This is a genomic window from Paenibacillus hunanensis (assembly GCF_034055775.1).
GTDB lineage: Bacteria > Bacillota > Bacilli > Paenibacillales > Paenibacillaceae > Saccharibacillus > Saccharibacillus hunanensis.
In genome coordinates this window covers 1638649-1658640 of the sequence record NZ_CP139194.1, presented here as the reverse complement: position 1 = coordinate 1658640, position 19992 = coordinate 1638649, and the positions used below count along the sequence as shown (strand labels likewise).

General features: G+C 41.1%; 17 protein-coding genes. 3 read left to right on the top strand and 14 right to left on the bottom strand.

The features are described from left to right. Window positions 1-172: 172 nt before the first annotated feature. From SK066_RS06690 to SK066_RS06630, 13 genes are all read right to left on the bottom strand, one after another. Window positions 173-346: a hypothetical protein gene (locus tag SK066_RS06690; RefSeq protein WP_320544098.1), complete on the bottom strand. Its 174-nt coding sequence runs from the start codon at window positions 344-346 to the stop codon at window positions 173-175. Window positions 347-578: 232 nt separating this feature from the next. Then, window positions 579-821 (bottom strand): DUF6953 family protein, encoded by a 243-nt coding sequence (locus SK066_RS06685; protein WP_320544097.1) that lies wholly within the window; start codon window positions 819-821, stop codon window positions 579-581. Between the two features lie 86 nt (window positions 822-907). Then, window positions 908-1345 carry a hypothetical protein gene (locus tag SK066_RS06680; RefSeq protein WP_320544096.1) on the bottom strand — a complete coding sequence of 146 codons (438 nt, stop codon included), beginning with the start codon at window positions 1343-1345 and terminating at the stop codon, window positions 908-910. Between the two features lie 79 nt (window positions 1346-1424). Beyond that, on the bottom strand, window positions 1425-1973 hold the full coding sequence (locus SK066_RS06675; RefSeq protein WP_320544095.1) for a hypothetical protein: 549 nt from the start codon (window positions 1971-1973) through the stop codon (window positions 1425-1427). A gap of 549 nt (window positions 1974-2522) precedes the next feature. Continuing rightward, window positions 2523-2942 carry an SMI1/KNR4 family protein gene (locus tag SK066_RS06670; protein ID WP_320544094.1) on the bottom strand — a complete coding sequence of 140 codons (420 nt, stop codon included), beginning with the start codon at window positions 2940-2942 and terminating at the stop codon, window positions 2523-2525. A gap of 35 nt (window positions 2943-2977) precedes the next feature. Beyond that, window positions 2978-3697, bottom strand: a complete 720-nt coding sequence (locus SK066_RS06665; RefSeq protein ID WP_320544093.1) for a colicin E5-related ribonuclease — start codon at window positions 3695-3697, stop codon at window positions 2978-2980. A gap of 181 nt (window positions 3698-3878) precedes the next feature. Continuing rightward, window positions 3879-4457 (bottom strand): hypothetical protein, encoded by a 579-nt coding sequence (locus SK066_RS06660; RefSeq protein WP_320544092.1) that lies wholly within the window; start codon window positions 4455-4457, stop codon window positions 3879-3881. Between the two features lie 499 nt (window positions 4458-4956). After that, window positions 4957-5478, bottom strand: coding sequence for a hypothetical protein (locus SK066_RS06655; protein ID WP_320544091.1), 522 nt, complete (start codon window positions 5476-5478; stop codon window positions 4957-4959). A gap of 8 nt (window positions 5479-5486) precedes the next feature. Beyond that, window positions 5487-6689: an RHS repeat-associated core domain-containing protein gene (locus tag SK066_RS06650; RefSeq protein WP_320544090.1), complete on the bottom strand. Its 1203-nt coding sequence runs from the start codon at window positions 6687-6689 to the stop codon at window positions 5487-5489. Between the two features lie 209 nt (window positions 6690-6898). Beyond that, on the bottom strand, window positions 6899-7450 hold the full coding sequence (locus SK066_RS06645; RefSeq protein WP_320544089.1) for a hypothetical protein: 552 nt from the start codon (window positions 7448-7450) through the stop codon (window positions 6899-6901). 8 nt (window positions 7451-7458) lie between these two features. Further along, a complete protein-coding gene (locus tag SK066_RS06640; RefSeq protein WP_320544088.1) occupies window positions 7459-12972 on the bottom strand; it encodes an RHS repeat-associated core domain-containing protein in 5514 nt (1837 codons plus the stop codon). Between the two features lie 29 nt (window positions 12973-13001). Next, window positions 13002-13754 (bottom strand): RHS repeat domain-containing protein, encoded by a 753-nt coding sequence (locus SK066_RS06635; protein ID WP_320544087.1) that lies wholly within the window; start codon window positions 13752-13754, stop codon window positions 13002-13004. 787 nt (window positions 13755-14541) lie between these two features. Beyond that, window positions 14542-15480 (bottom strand): DNA-binding transcriptional repressor DeoR, encoded by a 939-nt coding sequence (locus SK066_RS06630; protein ID WP_188776188.1) that lies wholly within the window; start codon window positions 15478-15480, stop codon window positions 14542-14544. Window positions 15481-15933: 453 nt separating this feature from the next. On the opposite strand from SK066_RS06630, the gene SK066_RS06625 reads away from it, so the two are divergent. From SK066_RS06625 to SK066_RS06615, 3 genes are all read left to right on the top strand, one after another. Beyond that, window positions 15934-16833 carry a manganese catalase family protein gene (locus SK066_RS06625; RefSeq protein ID WP_320544086.1) on the top strand — a complete coding sequence of 300 codons (900 nt, stop codon included), beginning with the start codon at window positions 15934-15936 and terminating at the stop codon, window positions 16831-16833. A gap of 321 nt (window positions 16834-17154) precedes the next feature. Then, window positions 17155-17415, top strand: a complete 261-nt coding sequence (locus tag SK066_RS06620; RefSeq protein WP_320544085.1) for a GlsB/YeaQ/YmgE family stress response membrane protein — start codon at window positions 17155-17157, stop codon at window positions 17413-17415. 282 nt (window positions 17416-17697) lie between these two features. Further along, window positions 17698-18780: a mechanosensitive ion channel family protein gene (locus tag SK066_RS06615; protein ID WP_250344618.1), complete on the top strand. Its 1083-nt coding sequence runs from the start codon at window positions 17698-17700 to the stop codon at window positions 18778-18780. A 404-nt stretch (window positions 18781-19184) separates the two neighbouring features. Here SK066_RS06615 and SK066_RS06610 read toward each other — a convergent pair whose 3' ends face one another. Beyond that, window positions 19185-19991, bottom strand: coding sequence for an alpha/beta hydrolase (locus tag SK066_RS06610; protein ID WP_250344619.1), 807 nt, complete (start codon window positions 19989-19991; stop codon window positions 19185-19187). Window position 19992 lies beyond the last annotated feature (1 nt).

The window sequence follows — 19992 nt, the reverse complement described above, 5'->3', positions numbered from 1 at the left end:
CCTGTCACATAAAATAGGTATTTACATTGATGCATTCTTATATACAAAATGTAGCATAATCATGCCTTTTATCATATGCCTCGCAAAATATATTTTCCAAACGATACGAAAAAAGCGCCTACCCCTGGTAGACACTTCTCATTCAAACGATATGCAATTGCAGCTACGTGATCTAGTCACGCATTTGATTAATTTCGTATTGATTCTGATGCCATTCTTTCACCATTGTATGGTAAAAGCCATTTTCCTGGCGACTCAATCCGTCCCTGTTGTTTTTGATGATCATCGTTTCAATATTGCGTCGTAAAATCTCATTTTGGCGTTCTAACACTGCTGTTGAATTCAATAGTTTTCCCTCCAAATTGGTATTGATGATCTGTACGTCAGCTACTATCTCACGATCATCTCAATCAAACTAGAGTAAAGTATATCGAATATCGCTACAGATGCAAAATAGTCTCAGCACGCCACAATAGGTCAGATATCGGCTCAGTTAGCATGACTCCTGCTCATCTCGCCTGTCCTTACAATTACATCACGATGCTGCTTTTAACAGCTTCATCCGTTTATAAGACCGTTTAAGTCCATGCCCAGAAAAAGCCATCCCGATCCCAGGCGATCCGGCCGTTATGCTGCTTGCGGAACGCTTTTTTGATCTCTTTGGATAGTGATATATTTCCACTTTCGCTTGTAAATAAATATGCTTCTCCATGCTCTGCGCGTACATAAGCGATCGCATCTTCTTGCTTTAATGTGCCTTGATTTTTGATCTGCTCAATCATCCATTCCGCGATGCGTTGTTCGGTTGTTGTGTCTGTCATTGGTTTTGTCTCCTTTGTTTACGTGAAAACGACTGAATGTTATTTCAGGTAGATCACTATTATTCTTTCTTCTAAGTGATCATTCCTCATTCTATTGTAGCTCTTTCGCACAAGATTCCTATTAATTCAGATTCTGCTGTCACCAAGAACTTAATATTTGCAGCTTCTATACATGACTGTATAGATTTATTAGCTGCTAGCCAAATTATAAATGTATTCTTCTGGTACTCTATCCATACTTCAGCATCCTCACTTGAGACCACTTCCAATATAGGTACGCCATGCTTTTGAGGGACGCCAGATAATTCGAGCGGTTCTTTACTCTCTACCATTATAGGATAAATACATTCAATCTCACCTAATTCTCCTGCTTCACTAATCCATAACATCGTTGCTTGATGTATTGGATAAGGTACACAATCATCCGACATGTAGTTCGTCAAAATGTCATAATTACGTACTTCTTTGATATATTTTGCTTCAAATATAAGTTCAGATTCTTTAATGTCAGTTACTTTTATCAACAGGCTCATCTACCTTTCATTTTATTTATTGATCTTGTAAATTCAAACTTTCAGAACATCACATACACATTTTGTTGTTTTATGATAGCCATTCGTTTTCTAATTTATATGTATATTTTTCTGGATTCATTACATATTCACTACCTGTAATACAATCCTCTGTATCAAATTCCATCGTTGCTTGGCCTGTTGCATACAAAATCAGTTCTTGTTGTCCTCTAGGCCATTCTAAAGTTCCTCCTAAAACATATTCTGCTCCACGATGTTCATTTGTAGTGGATGACCAATTACGATGTAAATGGATTATTTTTTTCCGATGGTCCCGTAGTAATTCGTTTTTGTCTGGATGATATAAAGAAACGGATAAACTACCGGACTGAACTCCTGTAATAGTAAGGTTTGTTTTTCCTATAATAAAAATGCCTTCCTGCATCATTGCAGATCCCAATTCTGCAATGACGAATGGTTTTGTCTTGAAAAGTGGATATTCTTCTTGAATAATATGACAGCCATATATCTCCATGTTCACAGTATGTGGTAAGTGAAAATTAGCATAGAATGCTGTATACGCCACTTCCATATCGATTCTGTCAAATAAAGAACCTGTTACATCTAATGTTACTTTCATTTTTAAAATCAGCCTCCTAGCTTTCCTAATGTTATTTGTTTCATTGCTTCTGGCTGAATAGATGTTCTATTTTCTTTTGCATACCGTGAATTATGAAAAAAACTTATCTTCTTTATCGTCCCACTAGCTAACGGAGGATTATACATACTATAACGTACTTGGCTTTCCCAACTTCAATGCAACAGCCGTGGTTGTCCCGCTTTTGAACCCTTTTTTCTGACTGTATTATTAAGTTTGATCCTAACAGCTGATTCATCATAACCACTACTATTGTTTATTATGATTCCTTTTACTTCTTTTGAATTGATGATATCTCATGGTTCCACGTTCACAACTACTTTCTTACCTCTCCACTCGATACAAATGGAATCTTCCTTATGTGTTATTGTAAAATCCTCAGACACCTCATTCAATTTTTGCTCTAAAACGCTTAAGTCGGGTTGCTTGCGTACATATAGAGTGAGCATTCGAATATATTTATCCATTTTATTTAATCGCATGCTAATTTTTTTAAAAAACCTCGAGGATCTTACTCCTCAAGGTTAGAAGTCAAAACAACTTGTTTATAAAATTTTTGAATGAATCACTAATATAAATAGGTTCCAGCTGGAGTGACTCATTCGGTTTATATACCACTATTGCTGGGGGAGCACCGAAACGATAATCAAAACAAAACAAATAATTATCCGATCCCAATCCAAAAGGAATTAATGATGATGGGATTTTTCTTTTTATTGAATTATAAACTTCAAGAATATCTAAATCATCAAAAGCTAAAAATGTCAACAAACAACAAAACTGTATGGTTTCGTTCTCTGTTATCTTGATATTGCATAAAGATGGTCTACCCCCTTGATATTCAATTACACATTCTACATAATCATTTGGAAATTTTTGAGACAATCGCTCTTCAACAATCTTTATGTTTTCCAAAGGCAATTTATCATACTCCGTATTCCAAACTATCATTTCTCACTCACCTTTTATTTTAATACTTACTTCTTTCATTTAATATTACTTGGTGACCAATAGGTACTCCAATTAGGATCATTAACATCACTAGCTTGTATGATTTCTCCAGTATCATTCCTTCGAGCAACATAACCACCATTTTTATGATAGTAAACTGTTACAGGAGCACTATTCATACCTTTTCTTTGATCAGTCAAATTATATACTGTACCATGTTTGTTCAGTAACTCTATACTTTCAATTTCAATTTTTTTCTCATCATTCTGTACAAGTAAATCTCTAACTTTAAGATCTTTAACAAATACCCCATCCTTATCACTTACATAGAATAGATGGTTAAACGTAACCATTACTGTTTTATAAGATATTTCGCCAGTCTGTTCATTTTTGGAAAGAATCTTATCTCCGACTTTAATATCCTTGATATTCTTCTCTCCTTTATCTGTTTGAACCTTGATTACAGCAGTAAAACATTCGCACTGTGTTATTTTTGCTATATTGCTCTTAAAACCATACTTTTCCATCATTTGTACCTGTCCGGATGGGGTATAGGCATAATTGACATTCGCTGTGGCTGCTGTCGTTCTTGCCTGTGCGCCGTTCGTTTGAATCTGGGTCAAACGAGATTTATCATAGCCGTAGTTTGTCAGGAAGCTGGTTCCATTCAAGGTACTCGTCTGGCTATTGACACGATCCAGTGGATCATAGCTGGCATCCAGACGGGCGGAATAGTCAGTAGCGCTAGAAGACAAACTTGTGATGCGATCCAGCTTATCACTGGTGCTCGTCTGTGTGGCGACTTTGGTATCATTGATGTAGAGCTCGTGGCGATCGGTTAGGATTTTTTTAGCGGATTGATAGTACTTTATATCTTATTAAAAAACCTTGATCAAGCATCCAGGCTTGATCAAGGTAGACTACTAAATCTGCATACTAAATAAATTTCTCCCAAAATTCAAATACAGATAACAATGTTTTTTCTGATTTTCTATCTACATATGAAGTGCACAAATTAGTAACGATTGTAGGCGAGTGGAGTGGTCCATTTTTAAACCCTGCTACTATAGGTTGATTGAAATAAACATGAGACTTAGGTTTCTTCAAGAAGTCCCACTTTAGTGAAGGGTATTTTGTTATGAATACTTGGGCAAAATATATAGATACATCCACTGCTAACGCCATCGTAGAAATGTCCAGTTTCCAGTCTCTAATATCCTCCGCTATCCATGGAGGTAATCCATCCTGTAATTCTTTTTTTTCATCAGGAGAATAAGGTATAGTGTTGATACGTACTTTCAGCCAATCCCAAAGTGGTGTTAAAGATTGAGGCGTCATGTCAAATGGTTCTATTTTTTGAACACCTGACTCTTCTATGGCATTTTTTAAAATTTCTAATCTTGATGGAATTTCGCTTACAAACCATTCAAAGCACTGCTGAGCTTGTTTTTTATTCATTTCTTTAAAGCCCACAACTTCAAATGGTGATGTCATTATTGGATATGGTGAAGTCATTTTTCTCTTCTCTTTCTAATTTAGTTTACTATTCAAATGCAGAGTGAATCCAAAATCAATCCCATTATATAAGATTTTGAATGATAACAATTTCCTCAAATAAGGATGTTGGATCATTCTCATCTAACGCATATTCTACCATTCGGTGCGGAGATCGCTTGAATGTAGGAGTCCCTCCAATATGACTAATATATGGACCACGGTATTCATCGACCTGCTACTGCCCATGAAATTTCTCGATGATATAATCGCCAATAAATCGACATGCGCAAAAAAAGCTCTTTATTTTGATTTACTTATATCCTTCGTGGTTCTCTAGCTAGTATGGCAATCAAACATTCTGAGTGGTTATACCCTAATAAATATTCAGTCTCAGGGTTATTTATATAAAACTCAACATTTAATATTTTCTCTATGAAAGATATAGAGGCTATAACTTTATTAATCACAGCCTCTACTTGAATCAAATTATTTATCACCAGTATTTCTAAATAAACTACTACCTCTCAAAGAAATATAATTCCTTAGAATCTAAATTTTTCACAACAAAGCCGATAAATAAATTTTTCTCATCAAATAAAATATCTAATACATTATTTACTTCTAGCCGTACACTTGCAACTCTTCCTTTTAATAAAACATTTAACATGGAATTGTCCAGATACATACCGATATCCAAAAACTCGTCATAATAGTATTCGTGTTTAGTCCATATTTTTGTATTAAAGCTTGGATAACCCTTTAGTTCATTGGAATACATACAATTACAGTTATAATCACGTATGAGCGTTTTTTTACTTATAAAAACAGTTATTTCTTTAATGAGTCCTGTTTCCGAATCTAATGATAGATCCAATGGCGGAACATTTCCAAAGTCACAACGCCAATGATAAGGTCTCGAGTCAAAATTTAATGTACTTCTCATCTCAATATTAAATAAAATCAAATCTTCACTGACTGCCTCTACACTTTTAATACATGTTGCATTTACATCATACGTTTTCATTAACTGTAAACTCATTTCTTCACCTACTTCATCAAAGCATGATATATAACTCCAGTTTCTCCATTAATACCAATTTCCCAACCACCTACAAAAAGTCGATTATCTCCCTTTTGCAACGTTTCTTTTGATGCTAGATTAGCTGCGTTCATAAAACTTTTCATAATTTCATTCTCTGAGAGAGCTCCTCCTCCCTTTTTGTTAGCAGAATTAATAAATTCACCAATATGTTTGGTCGCGTTTCCACCAACCCATACTTCGTTACCATTTACCTTGAGTCCTGTTATTACAAATGATTTAGGGACATTGGTACCCTCAATCACTGGTTGTGTACCTCTAATCGAGTTCCAATTAAATCTGCCTGTTCCTTTGCCATAACTGTTACCTACACCGCCAAGTGATCCCATAGAAAGTGTAGCAATATATTCTGCCAATTCATAATCTTGATAAGCACTAATTAACTGTGCTATTGCCCAATCGGATTTACCTGCGCTATTTCCATACGTACTTGTACCTGTAGTAAGATCAAATAAATAATTATATCGATTGGGATCTATAAAGTGTTTGTAGGTTTCAATTACGGTAGATTTATATTTAGCATACAAGGGATCAGATTTTGAAGTGATTTGTTCTCGCGCCTGTTGTAATAAATCTCTTAATCCACCATCATTGTACGATTCTTGAATAAGATTTCCTGTAGGATCAGTATACCTAAGTGGATTACCCTGTACATAACCATAAATATTCAAACTAAGCGGATTATCAATCTGCCCTTCCACCGTATCTTCATTGATAAACCGTCCTACATTTGGATCGTAATACCGTGCCTTCAGATAATACAATCCCGTTTCCGCGTCATACGTCTCGCCCGCATACTTGAACTCGTTGGCTACGGTCTCCTTCTGATTCGTCAGATTACCCCACTCATCATACTGGTAGCTGTTCACCAGACTACCATCGGTACCCACCATCTGCACGACGTCCCCGTGTCCGTTGTACAGGTAGTAGTAATCCTTCTGGTTCGTCAGATCCTTTTTCACCAGGACGCGGTCGCCACGAATATAGCTGGAGATCGTGCCATTACTCGTCTGGTCACCAATCACCTGATCGGCTCCATTATAGCTATACTGCGTCACCTTACTGCCGTTTGTTTTCTTCCAACGCAGATCATACGTGTAGTTTTCCTGAATCGGTTGGCTGTAACTGGCTGCGCCATCTTTGTACGCCACGACTTTGATTTTATGCCTATAGCAATGTCAATAAGATAAAGTGACCTCCGTCTACTGGACAGGGGTCACTTTATTCATTCTTATTCTTTAATGTTATAGACAAATACATACTGCATAGGTTTTTACATGCCATCTGTCTGAAGCTAAGGCATTCGATGTACAACAAACGTTCCAGAACATCGCATACATATTTTCAACATTTTGTTGTTTTATGAGAGCAATTCATTTTCTAATTTATGTGTATATTTGTCTGGATTCATTAAATATTCATTAATTGTAATACAATCCTCTGTATCAAATTCCATCGTCGCTTGGCCTGTGGCATACAAAATCAGTTCTTGTTGTCCTCTAGGCCATTCTAAAGTTCCTCCTAGAACATATTCTGCTCCACGATATTCATTTGTAGTGGATGACCAATTACGATGTAAACATACCGATTTTTTTCGATGATCCCGTAGAAATTCGTTTTTGTCTGGATGATATAAATAGACGGATAAACTGCCAGACTGAACCCCTGTAAAAGTGATATCTGTTTTTCCTGCGATAAAAACACCTTCTTTCATCATTGCAGATCCCAATTCTGTAATAACGAATGGTTTTGACTTGAAAAGTAGATATTCTTCTTGAATAATATGACATCCATATATCTCCATATTCATGGTATGTGGTAAGTGAAAATTAGCATGGAATGCTGTATATGCCATTTCCGTAGAAATTCTTTCGTTAAATAAAGAACCTGTTACATCCAATGTTATTCTCATTTTTAAAATCACCCTCCTAGCTTTTCTAATGTTATTTGTTTCATTGCTTCTGGCTTAATAGATGTTCCATCGGATTTAAAATTATTATATTTATAAGCTCCTTGTGCTTCACCCCGATATAATATTTTATAACCTAAAGTTTGTAGCTGCTCTACAGTCGCATCATAGTATTCTTTAAAAAAGGCGTTAGAATATGTTCCTGTAATTGTGAATGTACCACCAGGTTTTAGTGCATCTGTAGTAAACGAATTTATAGGTGCATATTTGTAAGGATTTCTGGCAATCATTGCGTCTACTGATTGACTGGCATAAGGTAATGCTTTGGTAACATCCGCAACAAGATCAACACCTTTACCCGATTTGATATCAATGTTTATAACGCCTTCTATAGGAGAGCTTCCCGAACCTAAATTTAGAATCTTCATCGTTGTTTTTTCAGCAAATACAGCTTTTAATATACCGCTTGCATATTTAAGTCCATATCCCAAAGACTTTAGGGTTACATTCGCTGTCGATCCTGCTGGTCCAAAGGCATTTAAATTATCTATTGAAGTATTGACGTAATCTCCAATAGTCTCAAAAAGTTGATCTGCTCTTGCAATTTGCAATTGTCTATTGAATTCAGCTTTAGCCTGACATGCCTCATCACTTTGAGAACAAACCATCTGTCCCATATTCCCAGTAGGATCGATCATATTAACAGGCTTATTTTCAACATACGTATATAGATTGGAACTCAGCGGATTATTAATTTGCCCTTCCACCGTGTCCTCGTTAACAAACCGCCCCATATTCGGATCATAATACCGTGCCTTCAGATAATATAATCCTGTTTCCGAATCATAGTTCTCACCCGCATACTTGAACTCATTCGCGATCGTTTCTTTCTGCTGCGTCAGATTACCCCACTCATCATACTGATAGCTATTTACCAGACTACCGTCCGTCCCCACCATCTGCACGACATCGCCGTGTCCATTGTACAGGTAGTAGTAATCCTTCTGATTCGTTAGATCCTTTTTCACCAGGACGCGGTCGCCGCGAATATAGCTGGAGATGGTTCCATTGCTCGTCTGGTCACCAATCACCTGATCGGCTCCATTATAGCTATATTGCGTCACCTTACTGCCGTTTGTTTTCTTCCAGCGCAGACCATCTGGCAAGTACTCTAGTACTGTATTCACACTATCTTTTGTCACTGAGATCAGGGTATTTTGCAGATCATAGCGATAATTTGCTGCTTTTTCATCCGGTAAGTCACGTGTATCTTTTTGTGTCAGGCGATTACCGCGCAGGTCGTAGCTATATGCCGTTTCGGTACCATCGGCACGCTTCACACCCGTCAGACGACTGAGCTTATCATAGCTGTATGTCGAGGTTTGCGGTGTGCCGTCCTTGACCTGTTCTGTTACTGAGGTAATATTACCGTTGTTGTCGTACTGGTAGCTATAGACGGACAGCGTACTATCGCCTTTCGTATTACTCACACGTGTCAGGCGATTCATCGGATCGTAAGTCATGTTTTCTTGCAGCGTTGTTCCATCAGACAAGGTAGGGAAGGTAATCTGCTGTACCTGTCCGGATGGGGTATAGGCATAATTGACATTCGCTGTGGCTGCTGTCGTTCTTACCTGTGCGCCGTTCGTTTGAATCTGGGTTAGACGAGATTTATCATAGCCATAGTTTGTCAGGAAGCTGGTTCCATTTAAGGTACTCGTCTGGCTGTTTACACGATCCAGTGGATCATAGCTGGCATCCAGACGTGCGGCATAGTCGGTCGTGCTAGAAGACAAGCTTGTGATGCGATCCAGCTTATCACTGGTGCTCGTCTGTGTCGCCACTTTCGCATCGTTGATATAGAGCTCGTGGCGATCGGTTAGGATGTTGCCACCGGAGCCGTAAATGCTTTTCACCTGCATCGTGCCACTAGCTAACGTATTGGTGCTAGATGCTTTCAAGGTCGCCGTGGTTTGTTGTCCGCGCTCATCGTAGGTGTAGGTTGCACTGGTTCCATTGCGATCTATCGTTTGCTCTGTGAGACCACGAGCATTGTAGTTCATTTGTGTGTGATTGCTGGTGCTATCCGCTTTGTCCGTGAGTAAGCCTTGTTCATTGTAATTTTTGGTGTAGAGCGTCTCGCTCTTACCGCTTGGATTGCTGATGATGACGCTAGATAATCCGCCGCCTCCATCATACGTGTAGCTGCTCGTCTGATCCAGGGCATCCTGTACGCTTGTCAGGCGATTAAGGGCATCGTAGGTGTAGGCTGTCGTTACACCTTTGCTGTTCTGGTTGCCGTTGGGATCGGTATACGTGAGTACGTTACCTGCTAGATCATACGTGTAGCTTTCTTGAATCGGCTGGCTATGACCCGCTGCTCCGTCTTTATAAGCAACTACTTTCAGCTTGTGACCGTAGGCATCAAAGTTTTGCTCCAGCAGATTCAGGCGGATACTGGTGTTATCTGGGTTGGAGCGATAGGTGGCTACGTTCGCTGCGGCGATGGTATAGTGTTGCGTTTGCTGCTTCGTGAGTAGCGGCTTGCTGATATACAAATTGCCTTCTGCATCGGTGAACTCAGATTGCTGATCCCATGCATCATAGGCTGCGGTTTGGGTATTCCCCATTGGATCAATCGCATACACTGCACGTCCTAGATCATCGGGATGGTATTGCGAGCGCGTCCAGCCGTTGGTGTCGTTGTACGTTTCCATGACACGTAGGAAGCCGAATCCGTCATAATATGCGGCTTGACGACTCAAGACCGTAACTGCACCGGTTGCTTTATTCGTGTACTGACGGATGCTATCGACACGCAGCGTGAGTATGCCTGCATTCGTGCTGTCTGCTCCGGTACTGTAGACGCGATTGGTATAAGCATATTGATCTTCAATCGCATAGACGGTGCCGTCCAGATTGGTCATGGAAGGCTGGGTGACTTTGATCGGGCGACCGAGCGCATCATAGGTGGTAGTAGTCGTGTTGCCTTCACTGTCGGTTTGACTTGTGAGTAGACCTGTGCCAGGATCGTACGTCATTGTCTGGCGAACGGTACGTTTGCTTTGATCGGCATTTGTAAATGTACTCGTCTGCTCGGTTGGATAGACATAGCTGTAATCGGCTCCGTAGGTGGTGGTGACGCTGGAGGTGACGCCACTGCGGATCGATTTTTGCTGCGTCATACGCTGAATCTGGTTGGGATTCGCTGGCGATGCATCATAGGTATAGGTCGTTGTTTCACCTAGAGCGTTGATCGCACTTTGCAGGCGTCCGGTGCTAGTGTAGGCGTATTTTTCAGTCAATGCAGTGCCACCATTTTGGTACCATGTTTTGCTGGTGACTTGATGATACGTTGGATCGTACGCATACGTGACGGTATGGCGAGCTTTGGTGTCGGTATTGTTGTAGTCATCCTCAGTTAGAGCATCAGTTTGACTTTGAATACTGCCCCAATCGGTGTAAGCTGCATCTTGAATATATGTCTTTTTTCCATTGGCATCTTGATATTCGATTTTGGTTTGAGTCGGAAACTGGGTGAATATCGGATCATAGGCAACATACGTTGTATTTTTTTGTTCGCCATTGTTGGCGGTGACTTGATTAGATACTTGTTGATGTTTCCCATTAAACCGATTAACTAATTGCTTATTCAGATCGTGAACTGTTGTTGAGAATATAAAATCCGCAGGTAGATCATCTGGATATTCATATTGTGGGTAACCAGAAAAATCATTTTCATAGTCATACGTCGTCGCGAAATACTGACCAATAGGGGTCGATTGTCCATTTTGAAATTGATAAGCCTGGTTATTTCTGGACTTCATACGGAATTCTTCTGCGACACCTTTTGCAAAATTTCGTAGTGTTTTCTCATACGTATAATTCGTTACCAGTCGTGGTTGCTGAATTTGCTTTAATAATAAATATGGTTGTGCAAAAGTATGCATATAATCAAGATCGCGAGATTTGAAATTGAATCCAGTAGACTGGATATCGTAATCGAATGAAGTCTCATCTCCAGTCGAATCCGTAATACTTCGTAAAACAGGAGCATACTTTTGAAGCAAGTAACCTGAAGTCATTTCATATCGTGACTTTGTCAAATAAAGTTTTCGGATCGACTCACCTTGTGGATTATGAAGTGTGATGGTGATTTTCTCACCTGTAAAATCCTGTTCGTTTTGTAGAGTGTCATCATAATCAAAAGAAATGGTTCTGCCCAAGGTATCAATAATTTTGGACAAAATCGGTTGAGTTCTTTTGTCGTAGAGCGTTTTATTTTCATATAAATATTTAATCTCATTACCATATCGATCTTGCTGACCGATAAGGTTGCCATTCACACCAAAGTACTGTTTATGGCCTGCGTCATCGGTTGTATAGTATCGGGACACTTCTTGACCATTCGTGTATTGCTCTCCATTAAAGTCGTCACTAAATTTAAAATCTTTACGAGGATAACCACTCAAACTACTATACTTATCCGGAGAATTTGGTGCAGCTTTTTCATTTCCATTGATTTCATACACACCGCCGTGCCCATCATGATAAAACATAGCACCTGTTTTAAGCCCCATTGGAGTTTGCACAGAAGGGAATTGAAATGACCAGCCCACTCCTAAATTATAGCGAGATACAAAGTAGTTAAACGCCACTACCTGGGCAGGCTTAGCATTATAATATCTCAAATAAGGTGAGGATTGACTCGACACATACATTAAACCTAGATTCAAATCCATTCCATCGCGTCCAGACAGATGCAACAGATTTTTTTTCCAGTTTAAATTGCCTGAAGAAGGATCGATTTGCTCTGCATCGCTATCTTGATCCGAGTATTGTTGTTTATTCGTTTGATTTAAACTTCGCGGAGCTAAAGTGTCATCGAGCACGCTATCAATTTTACTCGACAACGATGATGAGGTCGAAGCGATACTGACTTGTTGATTCGCTTGTAGCATCGCACTCGTAGTTTGAATGGGCGCGCTGTACACATCTTCAGATACAGAGGAAGAGACCTGATTCTGTTTTAGGAAATAGGCTTCAAAATCTCTCCATGATAAAGCATACTCTTTCTTTTGTTTCCATATTTGCAGTGGATTTTGATTCGTTAGGCGGTATAGATACTCTATCCAATAGATATCAACAATATTGGTATCAGATGTCATCAACTCTCGAACTTGATCATCGTTCATTCCATTATTGGATAAAGGCGAATTCTCATCATCATTCACCATGATACGTTGTTCTGAATGTAGAATGAATGTATCAAGTTTATTTTCAATGTATTGGAGTTCCGGATTGATCGGTTCTGGCTGATAAACATCTTTTTGAACGCTAGGAGATTCTTCTGTCCAAGGCGTGTCTATTGAATCATCCGGCGCTGCTTGGCTAGGCGCTGAGATATGTTGAACCGAAGTATTAGTAGCAGCCGCTGAAACATGAACGTAAGGTTCCAACATAGAACTGAACATAGCTAGAAGCAGTATAAAACTGATGATATATTTGCAAAACATTATTCGCATGATAGCTCCTTCTCTTTTATCCAATTAATTTAATGATTTAAGATGATATAATACTCTGAAAAATTTTGTTGATTGTTACGGTTAATGAATACTATTTTAAATTTATGATAAAACTTGCCAGGTACAACTTCTTTTTTATTCTTCTTATTCTTTTTCGTGTATGGTGTTCCACTCGTCTGTATCGTTTGATCAATCTTCATTTGAAAGCCAGATATATGATTGTTATACGAAGGATATGCTTTATATACATCTTCTCGGCTAATTCCCATTACTGCATTGCCCATGAATATGTCATCCACATATACTTGAATACGTTGAATACCCACCGGATCTAGATACCAGCCTGCAATAGTTAAAGGTTCTGTTGGTTCTACACTAGGGCTGTCTACTGTAAATACAATATTCAATCCCTGTGCTGCCGGAGTCGGTACAGGCGGAGGAACCAGCGTTGGATCCGGTGTTGGCTCTGGAGCCGGTGTAGGCGTCGGAGCCGGCGTTGGTTCTGGTGTTGGTGTAGGCGCTGGTGCAGTCGGATTCACCACACTACTATAATCTCCCTGCTCAACCTGCTTACTGACCAGATTGCCATTTTTGTCATAGGAGTAGGTTGTTTTTTGCGTCGCCGTATACATAACCGTCAAGCGTCCATTTTCGTTATATTGATAGACGCGCTGGGTGGCTGCGGCGGCTGAGAATACCGGTATGAGGACAAGCGAGATACATAGCAATAGCATAATTTTTTGCAGCAATGAAGCTTGAATAGGCAAACTTCTGATTTTCATAGAGAATGGACTCCTTTAATTCAAATTCGTAACGACTTAGCAAGCAAACTGTCTACTTCTTCCCTTTTTTTAGATAGGTTTCGCTCATCTTATCCGAATCAACACCTCCGTTGTCGTAAATTTGTTGTCATGAGAATTGAGATCACACTCATATGCTCTTTTTTATACGTTATGTACTTCTCTATCTACATATCCCAACAATCCGATTATAGCTGGTGTTTTCAAAAATGGAAGTTTTTAATTTACGTAACCAAAAATTATTATGTTCTTCAATTTCCTCCTGTTTCTCTAAATCTGCTCTATATTGTATAGATGTGCCGACTTCGACGGTATCACGGACATACAAAAAAGCCTCCAGCTTGGGATCGGCTGAAAGCTTGATGTATTTTACTTGATGCATTTTAAAAGAAATTGAAGTTAGATTTAGATAATATCAGCATACGAAAGCTTACTCTATTAGCTTCTATGATATCGAATCGGATCGTATACGATAGAATCGCAATCAGACAAAGCTACATATCCATAATTACCAGACTCATCTTACATAATGGGGAATACCATATTTTAAAAACCCAGTACTTGCTCAGTTTCAGTAATTCTCACCTTACCAGGTGGTGTCTGAACACTCGGCAGTGACCACCTTCAAATCGCATTATTCTTTTAATTCTGGTAAAAAACAAAATATGGATCTTTTTTAGCGAAAACCACAGCAAACTGGAGTACAGTGTACAGCTTTCAGACACATTCTCTATCACATGTACAAACTATCTTTTCCTATATCCAATCCCTACTCCGCCAACAACGCCTGCGCCGTAAACTGATCCGTCACCAAAATATTCGCATACCGCCCCACGAGCGCAGCGCGGATCGCATCGATTTTACGCTGGCTGCCTGCTACGAGAATCGACTTCTCTTTTTTGCGCAAATCAGGCAGATCGATACCAACCGTCCGCTCATTAATCGCCGGGCTACAAATTTCACCATTCGCATCGAAGAAGCGTGAGCAAATATCGCCTGCGCCTGTACGTTGTAGCAATCGCTGCTCTTCCTCATTAAAATAACCAAGCTGGAACAGCAGCGCATCCTGCTTAACCGTCCCTACCGTAAAGATCGCAATATTCGCCTGTCTACCCAGCTCGATAATACGCTGAATATGGCGATCCTCTTCGACCATACGCTTCACTTCAATACTGTCGAAAATAACAGGCAGGGGTAAGTACCTCGCGCTCGTATGAAATGCTTCGGCAAACAGATTCACCGTCTCCGCCGCATACGTATTAATATGCGAATGGCTCACTCCACCCTTGAGCTGCACGACCTCGACGCCACGCACCTGCTTTTGCTCCAGCTGGCGCGCCACGGAATACATCGTGCGCCCCCAGGTTACACCGATAATATCTGAATCCTGAACGATCTCATACAAATATTCAGCGGCACGCTTGCTAATATGTCGCTGGATTTCTTTATATTCATTAGCAGGTGAATAGCATACCTGCACAGCCTCCAAACGATATTGCTTGCGTAGCTGTTCCCCCAGCGCATCCAGATCCTCCAATGGATCAACGATATCGATGCGCACATAGCCCTTTTCTTTTGCAAGCTGGAGCAGTCTGGATACCGTCGGACGTGACACGCCCAGACGTGTCGCAATCTCCTGCTGGCTATAGTCGGATAAATAGTATAGTCGTGCTGCTTCTACGCTTAATCGTTGCTTGTCATTGTCCATACGTCTCATCCCACATCTCTATATTAAATAATATGCCTGTCGCGTATAAGGAGAGGCTTCAGGAACCGTCGTTCTATCTCTATACCGTTTACATATTATACATGGTTATCGGTACAATTTCGATGAAAATGCTGGCTTATTGCTGTCTTCAGGTGAATCGATCCGCTGCCTTTCGCTATTTCTATACCCCTTCTAATTTTACCGATGCTGCCCTGTTACTAAAGCCTGACTGCATCTACATCATGGTCGATCACTCCTTCTTCATAAATTGGTAAATGATTTTAATTAATGTTTATTAATGTAATTTAAGGGTATTGGTTGTGTAGGTTCGTGTATGAATAGACCGATGCGGTTCCCATACAAAATCTTGCCGCTTGCGGTCCAACTCACCTGCCGATGTCACCTGTCACCTTTGCTGGTATGACCTATCTGAACGACATGGAGGTATTGCTTATGTTTACACGGCTTGACCAGATCATGATCCAAATACCGGATGTAGATCGTCCCGATCCGAATGCAGCCGCTGCGGTGCAGGAGCTACTGGGTGGTAAATTTGGTGAAATGTCGACCCTGAACAACTATCTATACCAGTCCTTTAACTTCCGCAACAAGTCCAAGCTCAAACCGTTTTACGATCTTGTCACCAGCATTACCGCAGAGGAGCTCGGACACGTAGAGCTCGTCGCGCACGGCATTAATAAGATTCAAGCCGGCTCTACCACGTATAAGGAACCGGACGATACACCGCTGGAATCGGTTAAAAACATGCGTCTCAGTTACCCTTATCTTGCTGGCGCACAGGGAGCGATGCCACGCGATTCGATGGGTCGTCCATGGACAGGTGATCATGTATTTAATAGCGGAAACCTGGTCGAGGATCTGCTGCATAACTTCTTTCTTGAATGCGGCGCACGTACGCACAAGATGAAAGTATATGAAATGACAGATCATCCGGCTGCACGTGAGGTTGTTGGATTTTTGCTTGTGCGTGGTGGCGTGCATGTCGTTGCTTATGCAAAAGCACTTGAAATCGCGACCGGTGTCAACATAACGAAGCTCGTGCCTGTTCCTTCTCTCAGCAACAAGGCGTTTAATGAAGCACGCAAATACGAGGAAAAAGGTGTCCATACAAAGCTGTACACACACAGCACGGAAGATTTCAAAGCGATTGACCAGATCTGGAAAGGAACGCACCCGGAGGATGGTAAGCCGCTTGAGGTTATTCATGGCTTCCCAGAGGGCGTACCTGTACCCGAATATCCGGAAGTTGAGGAAGAATTTGCACCTGGTATTTCACAGGAGGAATTCGATGCGATTGCCAAGCGTTTAAAAGAAGGCGCCAATATTAAATAATCTGCTTAGAGCATAGCAGGTTACCGAGCAAGCATTGATATGAAAGGGAAAATCGCTTGTTAGCGATGATGCTAACGTAGCAATATGGAACGCTACAATCCCAGAGCTATCCTGCTAAAAATGCCAGATTCGAAGCGATTTATTTATTAAATTTTTAACATAATGTTTAAATTGGTTATGGTTGGTTAATTAATAATCGAGACAGATTGTTGAGTGAGTTGAGCAGCATATCCAATCCGACAACGATGGCCATCGGGATATGCGGTGAATCCATTCAACGATCGCAACAAAGTTATTGACTTCATTGAGGAGGCGAATGATATGTTAGGATGGTTATGGGCATTAATCGTTGGTGGTATTATTGGTTGGATCGCAGGTATGATCGTCGGTCGCGATATTCCAGGTGGCGTTATCGGTAATATTATCGCCGGCTTCATCGGCGGTTGGTTGGGTGACATGCTGTTGGGATCTTGGGGCCCAGAGCTGGGTGGCTTCCACTTAATCCAGGCAATTATCGGTGCGGTTATCCTTGTATTCGTAGTTAGTCTCGTTATGCATTCGATGCGTCGTACACGTAGCTAACAGAATTACATTTCGTACACAGATACGATCACAGCTAGTTGCTCCTGATTTTACTTCAGTGGAATGATGAGCAATCCGCTGTACAATATGAAGACCTGTTCCGTAATGGAGCAGGTCTTTTTGTATGCAGCTCGATCATCGGCTCTATTTTACATCAGTCGATTGGGATATTACGAAGACACAGGTCGGCTTGAATGGAAATGGGTAATACATAAGAAGAACGTTTTAATAGGAGCGCCGTATGAATAACCTCATATCACCTATAGATAAAGGATGGGATGTATGAATTTTGACTGGCTCATTCAATGGTATTACAACATACGCTGGATTGATCTACTTGTATCGATCGGAATTTTGCTGCTGTTTCTCGCCTTTCGTAAGCTGTTCACACGATATTTATTCGCCTTTGTGATCGGTCGCTTTAAGGAGCACCCTGCTCTGATTCGCTGGGCACAGGCATTTGAGAAGCCGCTCCAATACTTTTTTATTTTGATTGGCACGTATCTGGCACTACGCTATTTTATGCATGAGCAATGGAGCTTTGTGATTGATGTGAACAAAATTTATCGTAGCATCAGTATCGCGCTGCTCGGCTGGGGCTTGTACAATGTGTCTGCTGCCTCCTCTATCCTGCTGGAAGGCGCAGGCAAGCGCTTTGGACTGGATGCGTCCAGTATGATTATTCCTTTTCTGTCCAAGGTCGTTCGATTTATTATTATTTTACTTGTGGTGACAATTGTTGGCGCCGAATGGGGATTCAGCATTAACGGTGTCGTCGCTGGAATGGGGCTGGGCAGTCTCGCCATCGCTCTTGCTGCGCAGGAATCGCTAAGTAATGTGATTGCAGGCATTATTATTATTTTGGAAAAGCCCTTTTCAAAAGGAGATTGGATCTCGACGCCGGATATCGAAGGGATCGTAGAGGATATTACCTTTCGCAGCTCGAAAATTCGTACCTTTACCGATGCGCTCGTCATTGTGCCTAACTCCAAGCTGGCTGCCTCAGCGATTACAAACGGTAGTCAGATGGGGAAAAGGAAAATCTTTTTTAATATTAAAGTCTCCCTGCACACGCCTGGTGATCGAATCAAACGTGTGGTAACTCGTCTAACCGAGCATCTGGAGCAGGACGAAGCTGTAGCGCCAGGAACGGTAATGGTGAAATTTAATGAGTTTTACGAAAGCAGTCTTGGGATCATGGTACAGTGCTTTACACGCTCGCCAGGCTGGGGAGACAATCTCGAATATCGTCAGCAGTTGAATCTGTATGTGATGCAGATTCTGGAGGAAGAGAATGTGAAGCTGGCGTATCCAACGCAGCGCGTGCTTGTACAGGAGCCAGAGACGGGATTGGGGCAAGCGTAATAGGTATTGTTATTGTGATGGGTATTGATTGAGGCTTACTTCACTATAATAAAGCCAGAACTCGTATGGTTACATGCGGGCTCTGGCTTTTATTATGCATATTTTGTTATGAATATCATGCGCGCATCCGTAGCCAAACCATTTCGCTTATGCTTAGAGCTTGTCGTTTTTTTGGAAGCGCTTAATAAAATAGTTTCACAAAATAATACTATTAGCATTCAGGTTCACTGGAATCGCTTGCCCGCGGTTTCAATTGGATCGTAGGCATGAAGCGTACACATCATATCTACCTCTTCACCTTATCTACTCATTGTGTACGATCAGAATCCATTTGCAACCGCCTACTACATATTTCAACCATTAAGGATAAGAATGCCAGATAGACAAGCTAGCTCCACTTTTATTTACACACGCTGCTGTTGACGAATTGGCAACCATTCCAGCACATTCTGAATCTTCATATCCCAGTAGCCCCATTCATGCGTGCCTGGCTCTTCCTCATACGTCAGCTCCAGTCCCAGCTTACGTACGTGATCACGGAACTCAATATTACCCTCGTATAGGAAATCCTCTGTACCACAGCACTGATAGAGCTTCGGAATGTCCGCAGACTTGAGCTTCGCCAGCTCGGTTGCTAGATGGAACAGATCGTTGGGTCCTCCCTGCATCTCTTCCAGCGTACCGAACATACGATATACCTCTGCTTTCCAGACGGGATCACCTTGAGCACGTACATTATACATATGCTTGAGATCCGTTGCACCAGACAGGCTCGCTGCGGCTGCATAACGATGTGGCAGGCTCATGCCTAGCTTGAACGCCCCATAGCCCCCCATGGACAAGCCTGCAACAAAACGATCTTCACGAAGCGTGGACAATGGGAAAAAGGATTCTGCCAGACGCGGCAATTCTTCCGTCATAAACGTAAAATATTGTCCGCCTTCCTTCATATCGGTATAAAAGCTCCGATGCGCATTCGGCATCACGATAGCAATACCATAGGCTGCTGCATAACGCTCAATCGATGTACGGCGCAACCAGATCGAATGATCGTCAGATAGCCCGTGCAACAAATACAAGGTTGGATGCTTACCACTGCTGGCTTTTCCCTCCATACCGATCTGGGTTTGTGTTTCCTGCGGTAAAATAACATTCATCGATGTAGATAAACCGAGCACTTCTGAATAAAAGTCGCATTGAATCAACGCCATT